The following is a 19,729-nucleotide window of genomic DNA, read 5'->3' on the forward strand; positions in this document are numbered from 1 at the left end:
CAAGAATGAGACATCGGAGCCTACCCTATGCCCCAACCCCGCCCCTTTGGCACCTGGCCATCCCCCATTAAAAGCCAACTGCTGACCCAAAAGAGTGTTCGCCTCGCCGAAACTCAACTGACAGATGCAGGCTACTATTGGCTTGAAGGACGGCCGAGTGAGCAGGGGCGCTCTGTTCTCATGTACTGTGATCATCAAGGCAACAGCAACGAGGTGTTACCAAAAGATTGCAGCGTCCGCAGCTGTGCTCACGAATACGGAGGAGGCAGTTACCTGGTCGTCGACAAGCAGGTCTACTTCGTCCAAGCCGCCGATCAGCGCGTTTATCAGTATTCTTTCGATCAACCAGAGGCCCCTCAACCAATAACACCCCCAGGCCCTTTTCGTTACGCCGATTTTTGCTACGACAAAAACCATCAGCGTCTTATCGCTGTACAGGAAGAACATTTTACCGATGGCCGCGAGCCAAAGAACACCCTCGTTGCCATCGCCTGTAACGATCAATCTCAACCCGCAATTCAAATCCTCGCTTCCGGACACGACTTCTTCTCCAACCCTCGCCTTAGTCCTAACGGGCAAGAGTTGTGTTGGCTGACCTGGGATCACCCGGACATGCCCTGGGACGCGACCAGCTGCTGGCGAGCCTCGGTCAACAGCAACGGCCACCTTGTCGATTCGAAGAAAGTCTGCGGCGGCGACAATGAAAGCGTGTTTCAACCGCAATGGAGTCCCAACGGCGACTTGGTTCTAGTCTCGGATCGCAGTGGCTGGTGGAATCTCTATCTCGCTCAACAGGGCGAAGTTAGAGCCATCTGCCCGATGAACGCAGAATTCGCGACGCCACAGTGGGTCTTTAACATGTCGACCTATGGCTTTCTCAACGAAACGACGTTGGTCTCGAGCGCCAGCCAGAATGGTGAATGGCAACTGCTGACCATCGATTTGGTAAACGGCCAATGCAGTAAACTCGATTTGCCTTCCTCGGAGTTTGGCCAGGTCCGCGCCCAAGACCAACACTTACTCTGTATTGCCGCAGGGAAAACGCAAGAAGGACAGCTGATTGGCGTTGACCTTGCCACCATCGATCAACCAAAAATCACCACGGTTGCCAGTGCTTCGACACAAGAGCTTCCCACAGACGTGATCAGCGAAGCCCAGCCATTTACCTTTACCAGCGGCGCGAACGAACAGGTTCACAGCTTCTTTTATCCTCCCCGCAACAGCGACTTTTGCGGCGAAGCAAATGAAACACCGCCACTGATCGTCATGTGCCACGGCGGTCCCACCGGAGCGACCTCTTCCGCACTTAATTTAAAGATACAGTATTGGACATCCCGGGGCTTTGCCGTCGTCGATGTTAATTATCGTGGCAGCACGGGCTTTGGCAGAACCTATCGCGACGGCCTAAAAGACAGCTGGGGCATCAAGGATGTTGAAGACGTCAAAGCCGCCGTCGATGCGATCGTCGCAAAAGGCTGGGCAGATCCCGCTCGTATCGCAATTAAAGGTGGCAGCGCAGGTGGCTATACGGTGCTAGCCGCTCTCACGTTTACCGACCGATTCACAGCCGGTGCCAGTCACTATGGTATCGGTGATTTGGAAACACTTGCGCGGGATACTCACAAATTCGAATCACGCTATCTGGATCGACTCGTTGGGCCTTACCCTGAAAAACAGGCGATCTACCGGGAGCGTTCTCCGATTCATTTTACCGACCAGCTCAGTTGCCCCATTATTTTCTTCCAGGGAGAGGAAGACAAAGTCGTTCCACCCTCCCAGGCAGAGGCCATGGTTTCAGCCTTAGACGCCAAAGGCCTACCCGTTGCCTATGTGCCCTTCGCAGGGGAAGGCCACGGATTTCGATTTGCAGAGAATATTGAACGCAGTCTCGATGGCGAATGGAGCTTCTACGGCCAGGTCTTTGGATTCGCTATCCCCGAAGAGATTGAACCTGTCGCCATTCGCAACTTGCCGGAGAGCGGCTGATGGGCCGCTGGCGACCGCCACAGCGACGCGGGTCGGCATACATTACCGCCGGTGGTGCCAGCAAGCTGCGAGCAGAGTTGCATCAACTCTGGACGGTTGAGCGCCCCGCCGTTACCGACGCCGTGCATGAAGCTGCAAAAAACGGTGATCGTTCAGAAAACGGCGACTATATCTACGGTAAGCGGCGGCTCCGTGAAATCGATCGACGCGTGCGCTATCTCACGAAGCGTCTGGACGAACTGACCATTGTCGATCGTCTTCCCGAAGACCAGGAAAAGGTTTTTTTTGGCGCTTATGTAACCTTGCTGGGAGACACGGGTCCGGAAAAGACCTATCAGATCGTCGGCCCGGATGAATTCGATGTTAAAGCCGGAAAACTCAGTATGGATTCGCCACTGGCCCGCCAGCTGCTTGGCAAAAGATTGGATGATGAAGTTTTTTTGAAATCACCCGAGGGACAGCAACGTTTTGATATTGTCGCGGTCGAATATCGCATTGGCGAATAGACCAGCCCTCTGTCACAAAAGCTTTAAATATCTGTTACCTAAGTGACGCAATCCTGTCACCGTTTCCCACTCATTATTTGTCCTCTCTGCAAATACCCTTTTGGAGCAAGACAAAGTCATGGAATTTCGCAAATTTGCCAGCATCCTGCTGACAGCCGGGCTACTGGCCAGCGCCGGAGCCTATGCTGGCAACCAGGAACATACCTCGAAGCACTACAATAAAAAGCCCGTTAAACAAAAGCTGATCAACGCAGCGAAGGTACAACTTGGACCTCGCCCCTTTTTTCTCGTCAATGATATGGACGAAGGAGAATTAAAAGAAAAGTTGCAAAGCTGTTCTAAGGGACCGTTTTACAAGAAGGAGTGGTCTATTGGTCACCGCGGCGCTCCCTTGCAATTCCCAGAACACACCAAAGAATCTTATGTTGCGGCAGCCAAAATGGGCGCTGGCGTTCTGGAATGTGACGTCGCGTTTACCAAAGATCGCGAGCTAGTCTGCCGTCACTCTCAGTGTGATCTTCACACGACAACGAATATGCTGGCCACCCCGCTGGCCAGCAAGTGTTCAGAAACCTTTCAACCCGCTCAATACGACAGCGCAGGCAACCTGATTACTCCAGCCAGTGCCAGCTGCTGTACCAGTGACATCACACTGGCAGAGTTTAAATCTCTGGAAGGCAAAATGGACGCAGGCAATACTGCCGCGACGACCGTCGAAGAGTATATGGACGCCACCCCGGCCTACCGCACAGATCTCTATGCGACACGCGGAACCCTGATGTCCCATAAAGACAGTATCAGACTGTTCAGAGAGCTTGGCGTCAAAATGACTCCAGAACTCAAATACCCCAGCGTTGAGATGCCTTTTGATGGCGACTACACCCAGGAAGCCTACGCGCAACAGCTGATTAACGAATATAAGGAGCTGGGCGTTTCGCCCAAGCGTGTTTTCCCTCAATCCTTCTACCTGCCAGACGTCCTCTACTGGATCAACAATGAACCTATGTTCGGTTACCAGGGCGTTTACCTTGATGGCCGCGATTCCGAGCCAGATTTCGATATTCGCAATCCCGAAGCCTTGACTCCCACCATGGATGAGCTGGCGGCCAGTGGCGTACAGATTCTTGCTCCACCCATTTTTATGCTGCTGGATTTGGACAGCTACGGTGAAATCGTGCCCTCTGCCTATGCTCTCGCTGCAAAAGCTGCCGGATTGAAAATCATCGCTTGGTCTTTGGAACGTTCTGGCCCGCTGACAACTGGCGGCGGCTACTACTACTCGTCAGTCGCTGACGCGATCAACAATGACGGCGATATGATGAAAGTCTTGGACGTCTTGGCGAAAGATGTCGGGGTTATGGCGGTATTTTCAGACTGGCCCGCGACGACCACCTATTATGCGAACTGCATGAATCTCGACTAAGCCTTATTTGGCTGGCAAGATTGGTGCGGACATGAAGTTCATCTCTGTCCGCACCCGTATACTCACTAAAAATAGAGATCTACAAAACCGCGGCGATTGCTGACGCCGCATAATCAATATTGCCTGCATTTAACCCCGCAATGTTGACTCGGCTTGATGACACCATATAAACACTGAACTCATCGCGCAGCCGTTGAACCTGTTCTGGGGTCAACCCCAGAAACGAAAACATGCCTTTCTGCCGAGTGACAAAACTAAAGTCTGCTGTTGGCGCCAGCTTCTCAGCCAAAGCAGCTCGTAAAGCCCAGATACGTTCACGCATTTCACCGACTTCACCCTCCCAAGATGCTCGCAGCTCAGCGTCACCCAGGATTTCAGCCACCAGAGAACCGCCGTGCGCAGGCGGCATGGAATACGTTCCCCGAGCAACATTCTGCAATTGGCCAAACGCTGTTTGAGCGATTTGGGCACTGCTGCTCACTAAGGTTACCGCTCCAGTGCGCTCACGATACAGTCCGAAATTCTTTGAGCAGGAACTGGCAATGATCACCTCCGGCAGATTCTCGGCCAGATATCGAACGCCAATCGCATCGTCTTCAAGCCCATCGCCCAAGCCCTGATAGGCAATATCAACAAAGGGGATGAACCCGTTCTTCTCGGCCAATTGCGCAATCGCCTGCCAATTCTCCAACGACAAGTCCGTACCACTGGGGTTATGACAGCAGCCGTGCAGTAACACAAGATCCCCGGCAGGTACCTGCTCCAACGTCGACATCATCCCGTCAAAATCCAATCCGCGATGAGCCGCACTGTAATAGGGGTACTCCGCAATGGTCAGACCGGCATTTCCCAGCAACGGGATATGATTCGCCCATGTGGGATTGCTCACCCAGATTCGAGCACTTGGGTTACAACGGATGATCAGATCCGCAGCAACCCGCAGAGCGCCACAGCCACCTGGCGTTTGCAAAGTGCAAATGGAATCAGAGGCCGCCAAATTTCCCAAAATCAGCTTCTGTATACCCTCATTAAACAAGGGATTGCCAGCTGGACTCTGATAGGCCTTGGTGGTCTCCTGCGCCAGAACCCGCCTGGAAGCCTTCGCCACACTGTCGAGAATCGGTGTTTCACCCGCTTCATTTTTATACACCCCGACGCCCAAATCGACTTTTTGAGGATTCGTATCCGCCCGGTACGCCTGGCTCAGACCCAGTATCGGATCCACAGGAATCGTATTTAAGCGTTCTAACATGATGTTGTTCTCCCGAGCCCAGTGGGCGGAATCTGTCGTTGGAGGGGTTGATAAAGAAAATTAATCACAATATTGCGGGTCTGGAATTGAAATCTATACTGATTTTATAACCTATTGATCATAACGCTTTCGGGCCAGTGAGACTTAAGCATGTCAGGAATCAATCAATTGGATGAATTCGACATTAAAATACTAAAAGCTCTGCAGGAGAACGCAGACTATTCCATGAATGAACTGGGCGAACTCGTCGGGCTTTCACATACTCCCTGCTGGCGGCGTATCAAGCGCTTGGAAGCCGACGGCTTTATACTGGGTAAAGTCACACTTCTCAACCCCCAATTATTGGAAATGCGGGTTTCGGTGCACGCCTACCTGACCATTAAGAGTCATGATGAAAGCTCATTGAGCGCTTTTGAATCTGCAATACAAGACATACGTGAGGTCGTTGAGTGCTACTCTACTACGGGAGAAAAAGACTATTTACTGCGGGTCATTGTCAACAGCGTTGACCACTATGAGAAGTTGCTGAAAGAAACATTAGTGCACTTACCCAATGTCGCATCAGTCGTTTCCACCTTCGCTCTCAAGCAGGTCAAATATACGACCAGCCTGCCGCTGTAAACGTCAACTGCTCCAGTCGGCCGCCTTCTATATCACCTCCAGAATGCGGCTGAGCGTATCCTCCTGATTCAACGTATCACACGCGATCGTCAAATCCGCATAGCGCCGATACAAATCTTGCCGTTCCTGAAAAACGGATTCGATCGATTGGCCAGCGCGGCGGTATATTCCCCGTGTATCAAAATTCGCCAAGCGTTGACGAAGCACATCAAGCGAAACATCCAAGAACACCGCTCGTCCATAACGCTTCAGGTGTTCCATGCCTGCGGCACTGTAAACAGCGCTGCCGCCTGTCGCCACGACCATATCGACATAAGGCTGACTTAACAGCGCCTGCTCTTCACAGGCCAAAAAACCGACGTGGCCAACAGAATCGATAATCTCCTGCAGAGTTTTGTGTTGTTGCTGCTGAATGATCAGATCCACATCGACAAAGTTCTTTGCCAGGGCTTTCGCCAGTAGGACACCAATGGTGCTTTTACCTGACCCAGGCATTCCGATCATGATCACTGAAGACCGGTCCATGTCAGCTTCCGGCTCATTCATTTAAAGACTCCTACGATTATCGACAAAGATTTGTATGCAGGGAAAATTCTGTTTTTTTTGCGGACGTGAATTCACGCGACAGAAGTGTCTCCCACGGCAAAATAATCCCTTTGCAACCTCGAAAACTGCTGTTAGGATCGATGTTAAGAAATATCGGTACGGGCGCGCTGCGCATCTTTTCCATCTATGGTTATGGTCACTGCTCACCTAGCTTCGATTCCGAAGAAGACATCGCAACACGCATCTATGATTGACCCGTCAGATTGCCAATCGGCATTACCTTACCTGTTTTTCATGCCCCACGCCGCATTTTCTTTTTCTACCCCGCCCCACGGGTTCCAAGTTTTACCAATCGAGTAATTAGTTATGGCAACAACACACACCGGACAAGTGAAGTGGTTCAATGAGTCCAAAGGATTTGGTTTTATCGAGCAAGAGTCTGGTCCAGACGTTTTTGTTCACTTCAGCGCGATTCAAGGTTCCGGTTTTAGAACCCTCGCTGAAGGGCAAAAAGTGTCTTTCAATGTGGTAGATGGTAAAAAAGGTCCCCAGGCAGAGAACGTCGTTCCCGTCTGATCGGCCCAAAGAGAGGCGTCGACCTCTCGCTGTGACAGCCATCGATGTCTGAGGGCTGTCCAGTAACAATTCTAATAAAAGTTTACAGCGTCAGTTTGTCTGCGGAATTTCTCTGCAGGAGCTTCGGCGTTGGCGACATGTGACTCATGACTCCGCGAATTTCACGGCGTCACTCACTCTGTTTTGCCAAACGTTTTGACAGCACTGTGACGTTGGGTGTATCCCCTCGGGTCTAAGTTTTGTCTTCAATTTTCCCGAGAGAAGTTGCTTTTGCCTTAAAAAAGTGACCTGGGCTTCCCGGCGTTTTTAGTCAGCGGCAATGATTGATCGAATGTTGTCGACAGAGTTATGTAAACGTTTACTTCCCTGAAACCGATCTTTTTCCCGCCTTTTCAATACGTATTTTTGCTATACCCGCTCGAACAGTATTGCCAAACCTTGACCACCACCGATACAAAGAGTTGCGACAGCGTATTTCCCTTTTATCCTCTCTAATTCGTGAATGGCTTTTACCGAGATCACCGCACCGGTCGCGCCGACAGGGTGCCCCAAAGAAATACCACTGCCGTTTGGATTCACTTTTTCTAAAGGCAGATTCAACTCTCTGATCACCGCCATGGCCTGTGCGGCAAAGGCTTCGTTGACTTCCCAGATATCGATATCAGAAACAGCGACGCCCGCTTTATCTAACAATGACCTTACTGCAGGAACTGGCCCGATCCCCATGTATGCGGGATCAACACCAGAAAATGCATAGCCTCGCACCTTTATTGTTGGCGTAAGACCAAGCCGTTGCGCTTCATCACGACACATCAGCACCATAGCAGCCGCCGCATCGTTAATGCCCGATGCATTGGCCGCCGTCACAGTCCCGTCTTGCTTAAAGGCCGGACGCAAACTGGCCATATCTTCAGGAGTAGCCCCCAGCCTGACGTGTTCGTCCCGGTCAAAGATGAAACTGCCTTTGCGGGTTTTCACTTCAACAGGGAGAATTTGGCCAGAGAAATAACCGTTGGTAATCGCCCGCTCAGCGCAATTATGGGATCGGGCCGCAAACGCATCTTGCTCCTCTCGAGAGATCTGCCACTTGGCGGCAATGTTTTCTGCCGTCACGCCCATATGGACATCATTAATTGGGCAGGTCAACGTGCTTGTCATCGCGTCGACCATCTCCGCATTTCCCATGCGTGCGCCCCATCGCGCTTTCGGTAACCAGTAGGGAACGCGGCTCATGCTCTCAGCTCCCCCGGCCACAACCGCTTTCGCATCGCCCAGCAGCAACATCTGAGCACCGTTTATCAGCGCCTGCAGGCCAGATCCGCAAAGTCGATTTACCGTGAAGGCTGGCGTTGTTTCTGGGATACCGGCATGCATTGCAGCGTAGCGACTGATGTACAAATCGCGGCGGTCCGAGTGAGCCACATTACCTATGATAACGTGATCGATAACGTCGGGAGCAATCCCGGCTTTTCTCACCGACTCTGCAACCACCAAGGCTGCCAATTCGCTTGGAGGCACGTCTTTCAAACTACCGCCAAAACTGCCGATTGCGGTTCTGACTCCGCTCAGCACGACAACTTCCCGATCACTCATGGAAAAGCTCCTTAGAGGCAACACTCGGTTCAGCGTTATAATGCAAATGCGTAACAACCACTGTAAGGCTTACAGACCCCCTAACAGACTGGAGTAAAAATAACCTCGCCAGAGGCCTCTTGGCACATTAAATCAGACAATTATCTGTGGCACGCAACTTGCCAATACAGTCAAGCGTGGCATCTAAAAAAACCGGTTATTCATTCGGAGTTACACTAGCCGTCGATAGAACGCCGTCGCCCACGTATCCGCACGATACAATTTTTTTCAAACACATCGCTGACTCACTACGTAAAGAGTAGCTGACAAACCCTATGATAGACACTGCGGTTGATGACAGACGGAATAAAGCCACACCTCCTACGCCTATGTGGGTTCTAGTGACCTCCAAACAAGGCTTTCGCCCCGCAATAAAGGAAACCTCCGTTAACCCAGAAGGTCCATTTACCAAATACCGACAAAACATTTCCATCACTTGGGTCTACGGCATACGCATCCTGCCGATAAGCGACCAAACTCGAAGAACACCAACGAGAAATCACCTGCATCCATGAAATTTTGCCGCTACTGCCTTCCTCTTATATGCGTTCTCTTAACGCCTCTCACGGTTCACGCCTTATCGCTCAACCCATTCGACAAGTCAGTGCCTTACGACATTGACCTCGAGGGTGACGATACCTTGAAAAAAACTCTGAGGGCCAAGCTGGACGAACAGCGCAGCGGCTATACCGACGAAGACTTCAAAAGTGTGTCCAAACTGGCCTTTAATGAGCGTCAGACGCTGAAAACCATTCTCAAATCGCTCGGTTACTACACCAACTCGGTAAAGACCGATGTCCGCGAAGAAAAAATCATATATCGCATTGTCCCTGGGGCGATGTATCACATCAGCAAGATCAGCACCAACCTACCTGACCCGATAAAACTGCCAGAGGGAACCCTGACGTTAAAGTCAGGCGCGAATTTGGTGGCCGCCGATGTTCTCGACAATCGCAAGGCGATCAATTCTGCCGTAGAGAACAATTTCTGCCTCTACAACGTTCAGACCGACTATCAAGTCACACTGAATCACGAAACACAGACCGCGAACATCAGCTATACCGTCAAACCCAGCCCCTCGGTTGTTTTTGGGCCGATTGAGATGACAGGCTATACCACCATCAACGAGGACTATCTGCGCGAGCGGCTGACCTTTAAAGAGGGAGAGTGCTTCCGGCGTGCCGCCATTGATGCCTCGCGACTGGCGTTGGTTCAAACCAACCTTGTAGCCAGTGTTGGCGCCGATGTCGGGCAGCCAGACAATGGCGTCGTGCCAATTCGACTGCGCATCATTGAGCGCAAACATCGCACCATCACCGCCGGTACGGGCTTTCAAAGCGATGAAGGATTCGGTGTCTCAGCCGGCTGGGAAAACCGCAATTTGTGGGGAGAAGGGGAAACTTTGTCTGTCGATGCCATGTTGGCCGATCGGATTCAATCCCTCTCGACCAGTCTCACCTTCCCTCATTTTCACCGGGAAGACCAGGCTCTAAACTTGTATGCAGAAGGCATCAGTGAAGACACCGACGCCTATGATTCAGACTCAGCAACCGCAGGTGTGATGCTCGCCCGCAAGATGGGCCGTTATCTGCGCGGCGCCGTGGGCACTGAAATCACCTTCTCCGATGTTGTCGAAAAACCGAGCTTGGACGAAGATCAATATCTGCTGCTCTCACTGCCGGTCACGCTGGATTATGACCGCCGCAACGATCCACTGGACCCGCGTCGCGGCTTCTCCACCAGCGTCAGCGTTCGCCCTTACTGGGATGCAAAAGACACCAGCCGCCATTTTCTCAAATCCGCATTTTCTGCGACCTCTTATTTGACCGCCAAGAACATGCTGTGGAGCCCGACTTTTGCCGTTCGAGCCGCTCTCGGCAGCATCACTGGGGCCACGGTTGAGGACGTACCCGCCAACATTCGATTCTATAGCGGCGGTGGCGGCTCTGTGCGTGGTTACCCCTATCAGACCCTTGGTCCGCTGACCGGGGATGACCCTGATGGCGGATTGTCATTAACCGAAGTTTCCTTTGAGACGCGACTTCATTGGGGAGAAAGCTGGGGAGGCGTCTGGTTCATTGATGGTGGCTATGCCTACGAGAGTGAATTGCCAGGATTTGATGAAGATCTGCTCTGGAGCACGGGCTTCGGAATTCGGTTTTATACCGGTTTTGCCCCGATTCGTTTCGACGTGGGATTCCCTCTGGATAAACGAGAGGATGTCGACAACGACTTTGAAGTGTATATCAGTATAGGGCAGGCGTATTAATCATGAGCGAAGATAAGAAAACCCCAAAGAAACGACTGCCGCGCCCGTTGAAAATCTTTTTATGGGTACTGTTGGTCATATTTATTCTGGTGCTGCTACTGGCGGTTAGCGCCTGTGCCATCGTTGGTAGCGCCCCCGGTAGAAACTGGTTGGTCAACCATGCAGTAACGCTTGCCAATCGCTCACCGGAGCTCAATATTGAAGCTCAGGGACTGACTCTTCCCAAGCTTGGACACTGGCAAGCCAACTACCTTGCCATTACAACCAAAGGCAAGACTTGGCTGGAAGTCCGAGACTTTCAGCTGGACTGGCAACCTCAAGCGCTATTAAAGCGTAACGTCATCATCAATAATCTGGAAGCTGAGAGCATTCGGGCGACCACCCCACCACCGGGTGAAGAACCTGAGCAACCGGAACCCAAAGAGCCGATGCAATTGCCGGATCTCGCTCATTTGCAAGAATTGTCACCAGTCAATGTGAAACTCGAACGCCTGCACGTCTCGCAGCTGGAGCTCTACCAGCTCGCTCCAGAAGGTCCACTCAGTGAAACACAAGAACTTCAGATCGACGGCGAACTCACCTGGCTGGATGGCTACCCGCTCTATATGGCGCTCACGACAGAACGCACCAACGCCGAACCCCTGAATCTAGCGGTACATTTGCGTTCAGAAGACTTCAAGCAGTTCAACCTAAACGGCAAGCTCACCGAAGCCGCCGGCGGTATGATTGGGCAATTACTGCAACTGCCTTCGACCCGGCAAATCGATGCAAACTTTGATTTGGATCTTGCCACGACGCCCGATCAATTGAACGCGACGATTAATGACCTGAATCTCCCGGTGCTCGATCGCAATATTCATGGTGCTGGCGACCTTTTATGGCAACCCGCCAGTCAGAAAGTGGTACTGCAGCCGCTCACACTGGATATCGACGACAGCACACATACGATTCAAGGCTATTTGGAAGGCGAAACGTTGAACGTCGATGTCGATATCAACCAATTCCCACTTGATATCGTTAAAATGTGGACGGATGCGATCCAATCCGGCGATGTGGATGCTGATCTGCATCTCGACGGCACCCTCTCCGCGCCTCAGTTTAAAGGCCAAATCTCTGCCGAAACCGCCTATCAGGAGATCCCCATCAACCTTAACTTTCAGGGCGATGGCACCTTGGAACAGGTCAACATTTCGCAGCTGGATGCCCATTTGGCCGATGCCCACCTCAAAGCACAAGGCTCTCTCAGCACTCAAGGTACGACCAAAGGCATCGATATTTCACTGACCAACCTCAGCACGGATCCACTTCGCCAAATGGGAATTCCCATCCCAGAAGAACTCTCCGCCAAAGTGGAATCCATCGTTGGCAAGCTCTCTGGCACCTTGACCGACCCAGATGGTGAGCTAAGCATTAATGGCAATGGTAGCTACCGGGATGAACCCTTTACGCTGCAAGCGCAAGCTAACCGTAAAGGAGACACCATTGACGTCGGCAATGTGCGACTGGATATCAGTGATGGCTATGCAGCGGTTAAAGGCAAGCTCAATCCCAACACACTAAACGGACAGTTCGACGTCACAGTTGCAGAACTGCCTTTTACCCTCGCACAATTGGCCGATGTACAACTTCCAGACGGGCTCAGCGGCAAGCTGAACTCAAATCTCGCGGTGGATGGCGACCTGACATTGCCGAATGTAGATGGCGATGCCAATGTCGTTGGGGAGTTCCAAGCGATTCCCTTCGATGTCAATCTCGATGCCACGTTTGCAGACTGGAACCTGCAGTTAAGCCAGCTAACGCTGGACAGTGGTGACGAACGAGTTGTCACGGCAAATGGCAAATACACCCCCGACGCCTTCGACCTGCGCTTACTGGTGGACGCCCTGCCCACCAAGCTCTTATCTGCACTCGGGTACCACATGCCTGAAGGACAATTTAACGCAGATATCAATACCACCGGTACCCCGCAGGATCCGCGGTTAAATGGACAGATAGACTACAAAACTCGCGTGAAAGGCTATGACCCGGAAAATGAAAACCGGGAAGTTCCTGCCAACTGGCATTTGGATATCGCTACCAGCGACAGCGACTTAACCCTGGCATCAACCCTCAAACTTGCCAGTGAAGCGCCAGAGAAAATCAATATCAAAGTCCCCACGAAACCCTACTTGGATCATTTTCTCAGTGGCGAACCCCAGCCAGCGGATAGCGCAATACCTTTACAGGCAAACCTCAATGGTGAATTTGGACTGGAATCCCTGGCACTTCTCACAGACTTAGGCTCGAACATTATAACCGGCAGCTTGGTGACTGATATGACACTGACGGGGGATGTCAATAATCCTCAGATAAATGGCCAGATCAAAGCGCAAAATGTCACCTACGAAAACTATTCGTTGGGGACAGTTTTGCCTGAGATCAATTGTGAAATTAATGCTCGCCAACAGTCGCTGAGTATTGACCAGTGTGCTGCCGAAGATGACACTGGCGGCAAAATTAACCTCGGCGGTAAGGTAGACCTCCCTCTCCCTGTGGGCAGTCCGGGGGCAATCGACATAAAGCTGACCACCGACAGCGCCAGCCTTATCCGTCGCCAGGAAATCGATAGCGAAGTGACCGCCTCGGTAACCGTCAAAGGCGACTTCAATGATATGACCGTTGCGGGAGATATTGATATCGCACCGTTGACTGCCAGCATTGAATCGAACATGGTCTCGTCGGTGCCGGAGATCAAAATCACCGAAACCAAATCCGGAGGTGACGAAGAATCCGAAGATGGAGGTAAAGCGTCGGGGCCGAACATTAATCTCGATATGAAGATCTTCGCCAATAATCAGGCGTTCCTCCGCGGGCGCGGCCTTGAAGCGGAACTGGCTGGAGAGGTCTTTCTTAAGGGCACCGCCCAAGCCCCCGTTTACGATGGTGAATTCAATACCGTACGCGGAACCTTTGAAGTTTTTAACAAAGAGTTCGAACTGGACCAAGGCCAGGTGGTTTTTACCAACAACGCAGTTGGTCTTAATATCCTTGGCATTTATACCAACGAAGACGCTGAAATCCGCGCAGAAATAACCGGGACCACCAGTGACCTGAAAATTAATTTCAGCTCGGATCCGTCTATGCCGGAAGATGAAATACTCTCCTATATCATCTTCGGTAAGTCAGTGCAGGATATCGGGCCTCTAGAGGCATACCAGCTTGCATCTGCGGTACAGCAACTTCGAGGGGGCGGAGGCGGCCTCGATCTGATGGGCACAGCCAGAGATGCTCTCGGCGTCGATACGCTATCCATTGAATCCGCAGAGACTGAAGACGGCCAAACCGGTGTCAACGTCGGTATCGGTAAATACATCAATGACCGAGTGTATTTGGAGGTTGAAAGAACACCTGATCCAACTCAACCCTGGCGAGGCGTCTTACAAATTGAGTTGACACCGAATCTCAACCTCGAAAGTTCAACGGGAGGCCAGACAGGCACTGAGGGTGCCAAATTGAAATGGAAACACGATTATTAGGGCGCCCTATGTCAGGTGGCAGCAAACTGCCACCTGAATTTATTTTCTGGTTCGAGCCAGAAATTAATCCCCCTTTCGATACGCCTCTTTCTTATCCCCACAGACTTCTAAGGCTTACCACCAGACATCCCAAAATCAACCAAATAACCGAAAGCCTAAACGCAAGAAGCAAAAAAAGACTTATCACCACCAACCCCATATCTACCGAAGACAAAACACTGTGGGTAAACAAAGGCTCATAGATCGCCGCAGCGAGTAAACCAACAACCCCGGCATTCAACGCCATAGTTACCGCCTCAAACCCAGGGGATGCCAACAGGCGTTGCCAGCCCCTTTCGAAGGCGAGGACCAGTAAAAATCCGGGCAAAAAAATCGCAACCGTCGCGAATAGAGCTCCCAAGAGTGGAACATTCGGAAGCGCCAAGGCACCGGTAAAAGTAGCCAAGGTAAACATCGGACCAGGCACCGCTTGCGCAGCGGCATATCCGAACAAAAAGGCGTCTGTCGTTACCGCTTTTTGAACCATAGGCTGCAACAGAGGGACGACAACATGCCCACCTCCGAAAATCAAACTTCCTGTCGCGTAATAATCCGCAGCGATCCCGACCCAGTGACTGCTTTCGGAAAACACAATCGCCAACGCCAGACAGCTGACAAACACTGCGAGAGGAAAAACACGGATACGAAATGGCTCCGGAATACGCCGCCGGTTGCTCTCATTGGACCGCAGAATATATCCCAAACACCCAACCATAAAGAGCACCGCCACGGGCAGCAAAGGCGATAGCCCCGACGTCATCAACAGCGTTGAAGCAACTACAACGGCAATCATCTGGCTTCCACGGGATCGACAAAAACGTCTTGCCATATCGATACAGGCTGCCATCGCCACAGCGACGGCTAACAATTTCAAGTGATGAATGACCGCCGTCAGCAACGTAGATTCAGACGACAAAAGCCCGCCAACCGCCAGTAAATACATCAAGAGAAACGAAGGTAGAGTAAAACCAAGAAAAGCGGCTACGGCACCTCCCAGGCCACCATGACGCAAACCTATCGCAAAGCCTAACTGGCTTGATGCCGGACCGGGGAGTAGCTGACACAGAGAAACCAACTGCGTGAAATCCTCCTCACTTATCCAGCGACGACGAGAAACAAATTGGCGTTCAAAATAGCCAATATGTGCGACAGGCCCACCAAAACTCGTACAGCCTAACGCCAAAAACTGCAGAAAGATTACACCCATTCTAGCCATCGTCGCCCTTCCCGTGCGCGATCATCATCCACTTTGTTCGTTACTGTAACCGAGAGTTGAAAGAGGACATAGCAAGCTGTCGATAAATTGCCAAAGCCCTTCTTAAGCAGGTTATACTGGCGGCGTTAGTAACGCTGGGAACGCACTATGAAAAAATCAGGACTTTTTAGCATCATCGGTTTGGTTGTATTTGGCGCCGGCTGTGAATTATTAACGCAACCAGAACCACAGCCGTTGACACCGGCGCCAACCATTCAGTCGCGCATTGTTGAATCCGGTCGCTTACAACCGGAGCCTGGTTTCGAGGATCCCAGAGTAGGAGCTCGCATTGAAACGGTCGAAACCGACCCAGAGACCCAGCAATTACGCGTTGGCGTCAGCTTACCAGGTCACGAAGATATTGAAGAGATTACCGTATTGGGATCTGCGAGTGACGCCTCCCCTATCGAACAACCCAGTAAGATTGAACGCTTTAACGATCCAGACAAAAGTGGCCTCGTGATTTATCTTCCAAATTCTCAGGATTTTGTGCTGCGCTTAAATTATTTTGACGAGAACAATCCCACCAAACAGCCAGGATCACCAAGCGATCTTAACTGAACGAATGGTATAAACGGCTATTAGAAAAGGGTTTAGCCGAGTGAACGCAGATAAGCTTCACGTATTGGTGCTGGGGCGTAATCCAGCGCCAATTCATGCAGTGGCGTCGGCCTTCCCAGTCCATATCCCTGAGCATAATCAACACCAATTTCGCGAAGGATTGCCAACACCTGCTCATTTTCAACAAACTCCGCGATGGTTCGTTTTTTCATAACCCGACCAATCTCGTTAATGGATTTCACCATAGCTCGGTCGATGGGATCATCCACAATGTCTTTGACAAACATGCCGTCAATTTTCAATGTATCCACAGGCAAGTTTTTAAGATAGGCAAACGAAGACAGGCCACTGCCGAAATCGTCCAGCGAAAAGCCGCAGCCATATTCACGAACCGTGTTGATGAAATTACGTGTATCCGATAAGTTGGCGATCGCAGATGTTTCCGTAATTTCGAATTTAATTAAACTAAAATCGATGGAACGCGTTTCCAATGCATCATAAATGAAATTCAGCAAGCGCTGATCCCCCAGCGAAGCCCCCGCTAAATTTATTGCCATAGAGTCAAACTGGGCGGCAAGTTCCGGGTTTTTCTCAACCCAATCAAATAGAGATTTGACGACCCATATATCAATTTTACACGCGACGCCATAACGTTCTGCCGCAGGAAGAAACGCGCCGGGCATGACCATTTTTCCATCACGGCGCAGACGCACTAAAATTTCAATTGATGGTTTCAACGTCGGATCAAGCACGGGAACAATAATCTGTCCATGCAACTCAAATCGGTTTTCTGCCAGGGCTGCATTAATCTCACTGACCCAAGATATTTCACCCTCGCGCTTTGCCAGCAGCTCATCATCCAGCTGGTAAACATGAGCCCGATTGCGTCCAGCATCTTTAGCGGCGTAGCAGGCGGAGTCCGCATTTTTTAAAATTTCGGTATGATCCGCGCAGTGGCTATCGACCGCAACAACACCGAGACTTGCGCCGATGCTGTAAACCAACCCCTCCCAAGCAAATCGAAACTCCTCCAGTTCGCTAAGTATTTTAGCCGTGACCTTCTCCGACTCCTCGAGTGAACTGTTGCGCAAAATAATGCCAAATTCATCGCCCCCCAATCGTCCCAGAATATCGGACTTGCGCAAGCAAGACTGAAGTATCTCTGCAACCTGCTTAAGCAGCTCGTCTCCGGCGATGTGACCACTGGTATCATTGATCACTTTAAACTGATCTAAATCGCAAAAACACACAGTGTGGATGTCATCAGATTTTTTCGCTTCTGCAACAACCGCCTTTAACTGTCGCTCGAATTCGTAGCGATTTAATAGGCCTGTCAAAAGATCGTGACGGGCTTGGTAGCTGATTTTTTCGTGGGCGAGAATATACTCGGTAATGTCCTGATGGACTGAAACGACGTGTTTGAGACTACCCTCTTTGTAGATGCCCGCCAGCATAATCTGCGCCCAGTATTTTTCACCATTCTTTTTGGCAGTTTCCACTTCTCCCTGCCACTCGCCATGTCTGGCCAACTGGGCGATCAATGACGAGAAAAATGTTGGACGATTCGTCGATGCAAACAGCAGGTTGGCGTTTTCGCCCCTAAGCTCTTCCGGTGTGTAGCCTGACACGTCGGAAAATTTTGGGTTTACGTATTCGATAACTCCTTGGGTATCGGTGATCAAAACCATGGTTGGACTATGTTCCACGGCGAGAGACAGCTTTTCCAGCTCTTCTTGAACTTCTTCGCGTGCGAGAACCTCCCTTTCGAGCTCCAACGTACGGTTGCGAACTTCGCGACTGATGTGCTGATTCCTTTCTGACAGAGAAATTAACCAACCACCCGCCAGCAGGGTGAATAACATGCCCCCAAACAGAATAAACAGGGTATTCCAGTTAGAAAATTCAGCCAAAAACACCTGCGTAGGGACGTATTCGACTCGCCAGTGGCGGCCGCCCCGGTAAAATTGTCGCTGAAGTAAAATATGGCTGTCTTCTGTGAAATCTTCGGTGCTAAAGACAATCTCAGGCGTCTCTGTGATGTCCCAAACTCGCAAGTAGAGGTCGGTGTTTCGACCTTCTTCGCTGGCAAAAATCCCCTCAATGAAATCGTGGGTACGAGTCACCCCAGAGACAAACCCAATCAGTTGTTGATCTTTCACCACAGATAGAAAAGTGACCAATGACTCATCATTTAATACAGGAATCTGGGTCGTCGTGGCGGCAGTCCCCGATTTTTCTGCGATCGACTGCGCCAAACTTGCTGGCCTCTCCATCGCAGTATCGAATCCTAATAAGTCCTCTCCGTAGGGGTTTGGTGCAAGATAAGTTAATGGAAAATATACGGGCCGATCTTTTGCTGCGACACCTAATTCTGCCATTCGATGCTCGCGAATAATCGTTGGCGTATCAGGATCTGCCTCATAGGCTTCCCGCTGGTCCGAAGTGATTTTTGGGATCCACCCCAAGCGATGTATATACCCATTATTTTCAAGAATGCTGTGGCTAAAGCTCTCGAATTCTTCCGCGGTTACCTTGTCGCTGTTTTCGAAATAGATCTTTAAACCTTGTAGCCGTTGCACGCCTTGATCAATGGAAGACAATAATTGCTGATGAAACATACGTGAGCTACTATCAAACGATTTATGCATTTCACGAAGATCGCGCAATTGGCTAAAGTGAAACAGCACAAACACCAATAGCAATAACAGCGACATGGGCAGGGCTACGGAAAAACGTCGTCGGGCCTCACCGTCTATTGCTCGCTGTAAAAACATCAGAATAACCGGCGCCACGGTAATGATACCGACGACATCGGCCACCCACAGGGTGATCCAGTCCGTGAACCCGAAGTTTGCCATTTCTGACTGCGACAGCCACTGCACGAATGCACTGAAGGAATCCGCCACAAGACAGACCAATGGCACGCCCAGGAACGCCAGACGCAACATGTACAGTTCATTCGCAAAGCGCAGCTGGCTGTTCAGGTATCGCCAGCAAAGCGCTGAAACCAGCAAGGCTTCTAGCGCTGGTCCAACAGCAAGTCCAATACTGACCAGCGCCCCAACGGCGATATCACCGTCTTGATTAACTGACAGCCAATTTATTAATGCATTGAGGAAAGCCCCAAAAAATACGCCAACAGAGGCAACATACCCCCGCAGCAATACCATAGCCACCGCGACGCCAGCGGCGGGCCATACGGGAAGAATTTGTCCGTCATAGATGGCGAGCAGAAGAGTGAGCTGAGCAACCAGCAAGTAAAGAGCGCCAGGAACCACAATATCTTTAAACACGTGGCTGTCGCTATTATGTCGAAAGTAACTGGCTGGCATCTACATGTTTGTCAGACATTAACTGAAGTTGTGATCCTTATTGGTACGGGCGAATCCCGCTGCCCCTCTGCCCAAATCAAATACATCAAATGAGTCGAAGTCGTCTGTGGGGAGTGACAAGCACATAACAACCTTCCTTGGGCAAGTGCTCGGCTCGAAACAAGCCTTATCCCTAAGAATAGACGAAGAATGCGTTATAACCAGATGCGATTAATG

Annotated in this window: 13 protein-coding genes; 8 read left to right on the plus strand and 5 right to left on the minus strand. The window is 51.0% G+C overall.

The genetic code is table 11. From position 1 onward, the window contains the following. Nucleotides 1-27: 27 nt before the first annotated feature. From ACXAFR_RS23615 to ACXAFR_RS23625, 3 genes are all read left to right on the plus strand, one after another. On the plus strand, nt 28-1,986 hold the full coding sequence (locus tag ACXAFR_RS23615) for a S9 family peptidase (protein ID WP_475181712.1): 1,959 nt from the start codon (nt 28-30) through the stop codon (nt 1,984-1,986). Next, on the plus strand, nt 1,986-2,492 hold the full coding sequence (greB, locus tag ACXAFR_RS23620; protein WP_475181714.1) for a transcription elongation factor GreB: 507 nt from the start codon (nt 1,986-1,988) through the stop codon (nt 2,490-2,492). Before ACXAFR_RS23615 ends, greB begins: the two co-directional genes overlap by 1 nt. Nucleotides 2,493-2,610: 118 nt before the next feature. After that, on the plus strand, nt 2,611-3,915 hold the full coding sequence (locus tag ACXAFR_RS23625; RefSeq protein WP_475181715.1) for a glycerophosphodiester phosphodiesterase family protein: 1,305 nt from the start codon (nt 2,611-2,613) through the stop codon (nt 3,913-3,915). 79 nt (nt 3,916-3,994) lie between these two features. Here the strand turns inward: ACXAFR_RS23625 and ACXAFR_RS23630 are convergent, their stop codons facing one another. Continuing rightward, nucleotides 3,995-5,167 (minus strand): amino acid aminotransferase, encoded by a 1,173-nt coding sequence (locus tag ACXAFR_RS23630; protein WP_475181717.1) that lies wholly within the window; start codon nt 5,165-5,167, stop codon nt 3,995-3,997. 150 nt (nt 5,168-5,317) lie between these two features. Here ACXAFR_RS23630 and ACXAFR_RS23635 point away from each other — a divergent pair, with 150 nt between their 5' ends. Continuing rightward, nucleotides 5,318-5,788 carry an Lrp/AsnC family transcriptional regulator gene (locus ACXAFR_RS23635; RefSeq protein WP_475181720.1) on the plus strand — a complete coding sequence of 157 codons (471 nt, stop codon included), beginning with the start codon at nt 5,318-5,320 and terminating at the stop codon, nt 5,786-5,788. A gap of 27 nt (nt 5,789-5,815) precedes the next feature. Here the strand turns inward: ACXAFR_RS23635 and ACXAFR_RS23640 are convergent, their stop codons facing one another. Then, nucleotides 5,816-6,334 (minus strand): shikimate kinase, encoded by a 519-nt coding sequence (locus ACXAFR_RS23640; protein ID WP_475181721.1) that lies wholly within the window; start codon nt 6,332-6,334, stop codon nt 5,816-5,818. Between the two features lie 366 nt (nt 6,335-6,700). Between ACXAFR_RS23640 and ACXAFR_RS23645 the strand changes: the two genes are divergently transcribed. Beyond that, nucleotides 6,701-6,910 (plus strand): cold-shock protein, encoded by a 210-nt coding sequence (locus tag ACXAFR_RS23645; protein ID WP_475181724.1) that lies wholly within the window; start codon nt 6,701-6,703, stop codon nt 6,908-6,910. A gap of 408 nt (nt 6,911-7,318) precedes the next feature. Here ACXAFR_RS23645 and bktB read toward each other — a convergent pair whose 3' ends face one another. After that, nucleotides 7,319-8,503: a beta-ketothiolase BktB gene (bktB, locus tag ACXAFR_RS23650; RefSeq protein WP_475181726.1), complete on the minus strand. Its 1,185-nt coding sequence runs from the start codon at nt 8,501-8,503 to the stop codon at nt 7,319-7,321. 643 nt (nt 8,504-9,146) lie between these two features. Here bktB and ACXAFR_RS23655 point away from each other — a divergent pair. Both ACXAFR_RS23655 and ACXAFR_RS23660 read left to right on the plus strand, forming a co-directional pair. Next, complete coding sequence (locus ACXAFR_RS23655) at nt 9,147-10,811, plus strand: autotransporter assembly complex protein TamA (RefSeq protein ID WP_475181728.1); 1,665 nt, start codon at nt 9,147-9,149, stop codon at nt 10,809-10,811. Between the two features lie 2 nt (nt 10,812-10,813). Next, nucleotides 10,814-14,326 (plus strand): translocation/assembly module TamB domain-containing protein, encoded by a 3,513-nt coding sequence (locus tag ACXAFR_RS23660; RefSeq protein WP_475181731.1) that lies wholly within the window; start codon nt 10,814-10,816, stop codon nt 14,324-14,326. A gap of 91 nt (nt 14,327-14,417) precedes the next feature. On the opposite strand, the gene chrA is transcribed toward ACXAFR_RS23660, so the two are convergent. After that, nucleotides 14,418-15,581 (minus strand): chromate efflux transporter, encoded by a 1,164-nt coding sequence (chrA, locus tag ACXAFR_RS23665; RefSeq protein ID WP_475181733.1) that lies wholly within the window; start codon nt 15,579-15,581, stop codon nt 14,418-14,420. 147 nt (nt 15,582-15,728) lie between these two features. Between chrA and ACXAFR_RS23670 the strand changes: the two genes are divergently transcribed. After that, nucleotides 15,729-16,181: a hypothetical protein gene (locus ACXAFR_RS23670; RefSeq protein WP_475181735.1), complete on the plus strand. Its 453-nt coding sequence runs from the start codon at nt 15,729-15,731 to the stop codon at nt 16,179-16,181. A gap of 32 nt (nt 16,182-16,213) precedes the next feature. On the opposite strand, the gene ACXAFR_RS23675 is transcribed toward ACXAFR_RS23670, so the two are convergent. Then, nucleotides 16,214-19,474, minus strand: a complete 3,261-nt coding sequence (locus ACXAFR_RS23675) for a bifunctional diguanylate cyclase/phosphodiesterase (RefSeq protein WP_475181737.1) — start codon at nt 19,472-19,474, stop codon at nt 16,214-16,216. Between the last annotated feature and the right edge of the window lie 255 nt (nt 19,475-19,729).

The organism is Pseudomaricurvus sp. ABR4_320 (assembly GCF_056159445.1).

What these genes read in the sequence shown, in the direction of transcription:
- chrA (WP_475181733.1), bottom strand. Translation starts at nt 15,581, where the DNA reads ATGGCTAGAATGGGTGTAATCTTTCTGCAGTTTTTGGCGTTAGGCTGT.
- ACXAFR_RS23630 (WP_475181717.1), bottom strand. Translation starts at nt 5,167, where the DNA reads ATGTTAGAACGCTTAAATACGATTCCTGTGGATCCGATACTGGGTCTG.
- bktB (WP_475181726.1), bottom strand. Translation starts at nt 8,503, where the DNA reads ATGAGTGATCGGGAAGTTGTCGTGCTGAGCGGAGTCAGAACCGCAATC.
- greB (WP_475181714.1), top strand. Translation starts at nt 1,986, where the DNA reads ATGGGCCGCTGGCGACCGCCACAGCGACGCGGGTCGGCATACATTACC.
- ACXAFR_RS23670 (WP_475181735.1), top strand. Translation starts at nt 15,729, where the DNA reads ATGAAAAAATCAGGACTTTTTAGCATCATCGGTTTGGTTGTATTTGGC.
- ACXAFR_RS23625 (WP_475181715.1), top strand. Translation starts at nt 2,611, where the DNA reads ATGGAATTTCGCAAATTTGCCAGCATCCTGCTGACAGCCGGGCTACTG.
- ACXAFR_RS23645 (WP_475181724.1), top strand. Translation starts at nt 6,701, where the DNA reads ATGGCAACAACACACACCGGACAAGTGAAGTGGTTCAATGAGTCCAAA.
- ACXAFR_RS23615 (WP_475181712.1), top strand. Translation starts at nt 28, where the DNA reads ATGCCCCAACCCCGCCCCTTTGGCACCTGGCCATCCCCCATTAAAAGC.
- ACXAFR_RS23640 (WP_475181721.1), bottom strand. Translation starts at nt 6,334, where the DNA reads ATGAATGAGCCGGAAGCTGACATGGACCGGTCTTCAGTGATCATGATC.
- ACXAFR_RS23660 (WP_475181731.1), top strand. Translation starts at nt 10,814, where the DNA reads ATGAGCGAAGATAAGAAAACCCCAAAGAAACGACTGCCGCGCCCGTTG.
- ACXAFR_RS23635 (WP_475181720.1), top strand. Translation starts at nt 5,318, where the DNA reads ATGTCAGGAATCAATCAATTGGATGAATTCGACATTAAAATACTAAAA.